At 35.1% G+C, this 5,331-nt stretch carries 4 protein-coding genes and 1 pseudogene; 1 reads left to right on the top strand and 4 read right to left on the bottom strand.

Annotation, left to right across the window (positions count from 1 at the left end):
* The 4 genes from ACE3PD_RS08385 to ACE3PD_RS08370 all read right to left on the bottom strand — a co-directional run.
* Positions 1–725: hypothetical protein (locus ACE3PD_RS08385; protein WP_374401417.1), on the bottom strand; the 725-nt coding region annotated here is incomplete at its 3' end.
* Positions 726–789: 64 nt separating this feature from the next.
* Positions 790–3,531: a cation-translocating P-type ATPase gene (locus ACE3PD_RS08380; RefSeq protein WP_374401415.1), complete on the bottom strand. Its 2,742-nt coding sequence runs from the start codon at positions 3,529–3,531 to the stop codon at positions 790–792.
* A 36-nt stretch (positions 3,532–3,567) separates the two neighbouring features.
* Positions 3,568–4,251: an exopolysaccharide biosynthesis protein gene (locus ACE3PD_RS08375; protein ID WP_374401413.1), complete on the bottom strand. Its 684-nt coding sequence runs from the start codon at positions 4,249–4,251 to the stop codon at positions 3,568–3,570.
* Between the two features lie 40 nt (positions 4,252–4,291).
* Complete coding sequence (locus ACE3PD_RS08370) at positions 4,292–4,543, bottom strand: zf-TFIIB domain-containing protein (protein WP_140485553.1); 252 nt, start codon at positions 4,541–4,543, stop codon at positions 4,292–4,294.
* A 586-nt stretch (positions 4,544–5,129) separates the two neighbouring features.
* Between ACE3PD_RS08370 and ACE3PD_RS08365 the strand changes: the two are divergent.
* A pseudogene (locus ACE3PD_RS08365) lies at positions 5,130–5,331 on the top strand (IS1182 family transposase); the annotation flags it as partial.

The following is a 5,331-nucleotide window of genomic DNA, read 5'->3' as shown; positions in this document are numbered from 1 at the left end:
TTCTGCATTTCTTTTAAGAATTCTTCTTTAGAAATATTGAATAAATTATCTTCAATATTGTATCTGTAATTATCTTCCCAATACATGATTAGATTTTCATTTTCAGGAATTTTTTCCAATATTAAAGATAAGCTTTCTTTGATTTTGCTTTCTAAAAGTCTTATTGCTCTTGTATTCCAGGGTAATTTTCCATCATTTTTGTAATCATGGTAAGGAATTTTGAATTTTCTAAAGATTTCTTCTGTTGCAATTTCTACAAATCCAGTTTCAGAGTCTTCATTAAATATTTCAGGATAATTATGCCAAATCTCTCTATTGTTTTTTATTTCTGTTTGTGATTTTGCATTTTCAATAAAATCATTAAAAGGAAAATTTTCAATTATGCCAAGTTTCCAAGTTAAACCTACATAATTGTCAAATTTTGGAAGGAAATTTGAAATTTTCAATGGACGAGAAACATTTTGCCATTTTATAGCACTTTCTAACCATTCGTTAATTTTTGGAGATTCTATTTTCTGCACGTTTTTTGATTTATTGCTGCCAATCGGATGTAATCCGCCGAACCGATGTGGCAAAATCCCCGATTCGGCGTAGCCAAAGGAGCGGAGCGGATTTTGCCACATCGACTGCGTGTATGAAACGTTTGGCATTTCGAAGCGATTTCCTATCAAGTTACAACTACTTTTGATACGAGCTAAAACGCTTGATAAACCACTGATTGCCAAATGTTTTATACACGATGTTACCCAACGTAATTTTTTTATTCTAAAATTCCTAATTTAAACATAATTAGTTCTCTTTTTCCTTTTTATTTAACAATTCTCTTAGAATCCATTTTTCGATACTAATTACAACAAAAATCAATGAACCAGCTACAAACGAAATAAATAAACCTTTCTCATCGAGAGGAGCTGTTCCAAACACTTTTTGCATAAATGGAGTGTATAAAAACATTGCTTGCAGAAGCATTATTGACCCAATACCCAAAAAGATAAAGCCATTACTGAATAGACCAATTTTAAAAACCGAATCTTTCAGCGACCTGCAATTTATCAAATAAAATATTTGGAAAAATATAATAAACGTTACAGCAATGCTTTGTGAACGAGCCAAAGCATCTGTTTGAGCCATTCCGGTTTTAAGCGAGTATGCATACTCCCAGTTAAAAAGCACGATAGTTACAACTGTCATAAGTATCGAAACAAAAAATACCCTGAAAGTTACAAATCCGTTGAAAAGAGCTTCATCGGGTTTACGGGGGGGACGGTTCATTACATTAGGTTCTTTTACTTCGAATGCAAGTGGCAAAGCCAATGCTATGGCTGCAACTAAGTTTATCCATAACAATTGTACAGGCAACATAGGAAGCAATAATTCTTTCGTTATAGGATTAAAAGGAAAGAACATAATGCCATAAATCAATATAAATGCAAGGCCTAAATTAGTTGGTAATAAAAAGGCGAGAGATTTTAGCAGATTGTCGTAAACCCTTCGCCCTTCTTCAACAGCTGCTGCTATACTCGAAAAATTATCATCGGCCAGTACGATGTCTGCCGATTCTTTCGATACCGAAGTTCCGGTAATTCCCATGGCAACACCAACATTCGATTGTTTGAGCGATGGGGCATCATTCACGCCATCTCCGGTCATAGCAACAACCTCATTGTTGTTTTGCAAGGCTTTTACCAAACGCAGTTTGTGTTCGGGGGCAACACGTGCATAAATATTGGTTGTTTGTATGGTTTTGTCAAGTTCAGCATCGCTCATTTTCGATAAATCCACTCCTGTTACAACAGCTCCATTTGCCGAGAGGTTTAATTCCATACCAATAGCACGGGCAGTTGCATGGTGGTCACCCGTAATCATTTTTACTGTTATTCCCGCATTATGACAAGCTTTTATGGCTTCGATAGCTTCGTTACGTGGCGGGTCAATCATGCCTATTAAGCCAATGAACTCAAATCCATTTTCAACATCATCAACCGATATTTCATCGCTTTTGCTTTGAGTTTTTTGAGCTATGGCAAGCACTCGCATTCCTTTGGAACCAAGCAATTCGATTTGAGAAATTACCTTTTGCATATCCAAGGTTATACCACAAATGTGTGTTGAACAACGTTTTAGCACAACCTCGGGGGCACCTTTGAGAATAATATTGTCGTTAAGGGTCGCCATGTACTGCTTTTCCGAGTCGAAAGGCAATACGTCTTTTCTTGGTATTTCCTGACGTAAACCATCAATTGAAATACCAGCTTTTTCAGCAGCAACCACTAAAGCAACCTCGGTTGGGTCGCCCGATATACTATATTCGTTTGCTCTGTAAACCACGTTTGCATCGCTGCAAAGCACTGCTTTTTTCAGCAAAAGCAACATATCTTCCGGTAAAGCAGCTAGTTCAGCATTGTTCTGTTTGAAAACACCTGCTTTGTGATAACCAACACCTGTTACTTGTATGCTATGGTTATAGTTCCACAGTTCACTTACAGTCATTTCGTTTCGTGTAAGCGTTCCGGTTTTATCTGAGCAAATAACAGTTGTACTACCTAAGGTTTCAACCGCAGGAAGTTTACGAATAATAGCGTTTCGCTTTGCCATACGTTGTACCCCAATGGCAAGGGCAATTGTAACAACGGCTGGGAGTCCTTCCGGAATAGCACCTACTGCCAAAGCTATTGCGAAAATTAAACTTTCTCTGAGTGCATCAAACAATAGTATTCCTTGCCCTAAAGCCCGGTATGTACCTACAATCATAATAATAACTGTAATAGCAACAATACCAATGGTTAAGTATTTGCCAATAACACCAAGCTTTTGGGTTAATGGCGTGTCTAAATTAACTGTTTCGTTAAGCATGTCGGATATTTTACCAAGTTCGGTATCCATACCCGTTTTAACAACTACAGCAGTTGCAGTACCAGAAACAACTAAAGTACCACTATAAACCATACATTTTCTGTCGCCTATAACAGCATCGGGACTTACAGCTTCGGTAGTTTTTTGTGACGGTACCGATTCACCTGTTAAAGCAGCTTCTTCTACTTGCAGGTTTTTTTGCTGTATTATCCTCATGTCGGCAGGGATACGGTCGCCGGCAGCCACCTGAACAATATCGCCGGGAACAATCTCAACAACCGGAATGGTTATAATATTGCCGTTTCTAATTACAGTAGCATTTTCGGGAACCATGTTACTCAGTGCTTCAATAGCTTTACCTGCTTTATATTCCTGAATAAAGCCTATAATTGAGTTCACTACCACTACGGCAAGCACTACCATTCCATCGGTAATTTTGCCCAAAGCGGTGGCTAGTGTGCTTGAACCTATTAGAACCCAAATTAATGGATTATTAATTTGCCGCCAAAGCACTTTTAAAATTCCATCTTTATTTTTACGTTTAAGTTCGTTTAATCCGTACTTCTGTCGTCTTTTATTTACTTCTTCCAATTCAAGCCCCTGTAATGAACTTTCGAAATTTTCAAGAACCTCTTTATAGTCAATGGCATGCCATTTTCCGCTTTCGTTTTTCAACATCTTGGTGAATAATAATGTATGGTTGTTAATAAAAATCTACAATGTAATGCTTTCAACTATTTTTTTTAAAGCTAAAATTATAGTCGAAAAAAATAATCCGAAATATATAAAAGCTCCCAAAACGGAAAAATATCCAAGAAGAATTATAATTCCATCCTTCTGAATAATTCCTATTGATAGAAAAAGAATAATTAATGCAGGCAAAGTATTACTAAAGGGCATTAATCCCAATGGTACCATTAGCAAAATAGAACCAAATAAAATCAAAAAACCATTGATTGTACTAGCAATTTTGTTGCATATAAGGAGACTAAGTCGATGCGGCTTACTCATTTTTTCTAAATAATGGAACCACTTTAACCCTTTGTTTAGAGCAATGCGTAACTTTTCGGCTGGAAATGACTTATTTTTTATAGAGGAAGGTAGCCATAAGCTTTTATTTGTTAGATTACTTATTCCTATAAAAAAGATGAAAATCCCAAATACAGTACTGAAACCAGGTATTGATACCGGAATGAGAAATATTATAGATAAAATTGATGCAAATAGTAATAAACCGTCGTTTCCTAATAGGTTTATTATTTCAGATAATGTCAGATTTCTGTCAGGTATTTTACTAATTATTTTTTTTACTTTTTCTGATAATGTATTGTCAAAAAAATCATCTTTTTTCAAAAAGACAACTAATTCTCTATTTTTGACTTGCAACTTTTGTGACATAATAATAAATTATTTCCAAACAGATTCAATAGAATTACTTTTAAAAGTCAAAAAGCTCTCCTAAGATGCCTTTCTTTTTTTTGTAACGATATTCATTATCCCTTGAATGATATTGCTTGCCATGAAATATATCACTTTGTGTGGGAGTATCGTTTTGAGTTGACCTTTCAATGATTTTATCAAGTTCACCGCGGTCAAGCCAAACACCTCGACATTCAGGACAATAGTCAATTTCTATTCCGTTGCGGTCGGTCATAACCAGATTTACATCTTTGCAATTTGGACATTTCATTTTTGCGGTATTTAATTGGTTTATAATTATTTACTTAAAGGTTTTGTAATTTTATTAATTACAGAATCAAGTTTAGTGGATGATTTCTGTATAAGTGAATCAAGTTTTATTACCTTTTGATGTTCTTTATCGATAAGTGAATCGAGAGTTTAAACTTTATCGACCTCTTGGTTTAGCAATGAGTCTAATGATTCTGTTTTTTTTAGTAACTGTTCCATCTTTTCGTCAACTTTTTTGCTTATATCGCTGCAAGAAAAAAATGTAATCGAAAAGAATGCTAGAAAGATGCTATTTTTCAAAACTTTTTCCATAATTGTGTTTTTTTAATGTTTCTCAAAAATACTGTATTTATTGGTTTTAATTATATGCTGTCCTTTTCTTTATTATGTTGGGTAACATCGTTTTGGGGCTTTGCGTTCGGGCGGGAAATCGAAGCCGAAATGTTCAGCTAATATACAAATTTCAATAGAATTACAAAACTTGAATTTTCACTTCAGCCCGCCTGACGCAAAACCCTTGTGCTTGTTGCACAACTCAAATATACAAATAAACTTGTATAAAAACGGGATATTTCGTAAATTGATGTATGCAAGGCAAGAAGAGTTTTAGACCACAATTATTTGTTTCGGTCAATTTGTTGGACATGGTTCCAGAGGGTAATTTTTACAGAAAATTGCTAACGGAACTCGATTTACAATTCATTTATAAAGCCACTCAAAAGTATTATGGTAAGGAAGGACAGGAGAGTATAGATCCTGTAGTTTTCTTTAAGATTTTATTGGTGGGAT

Source organism: Flavobacterium sp. (assembly GCF_041911335.1).
In the GTDB taxonomy this organism is placed as follows: Bacteria; Bacteroidota; Bacteroidia; order Flavobacteriales; family Flavobacteriaceae; genus Flavobacterium.
Note: the sequence above shows the minus strand (reverse complement) of the source record. Positions and strands in the feature narration are given on the sequence as shown.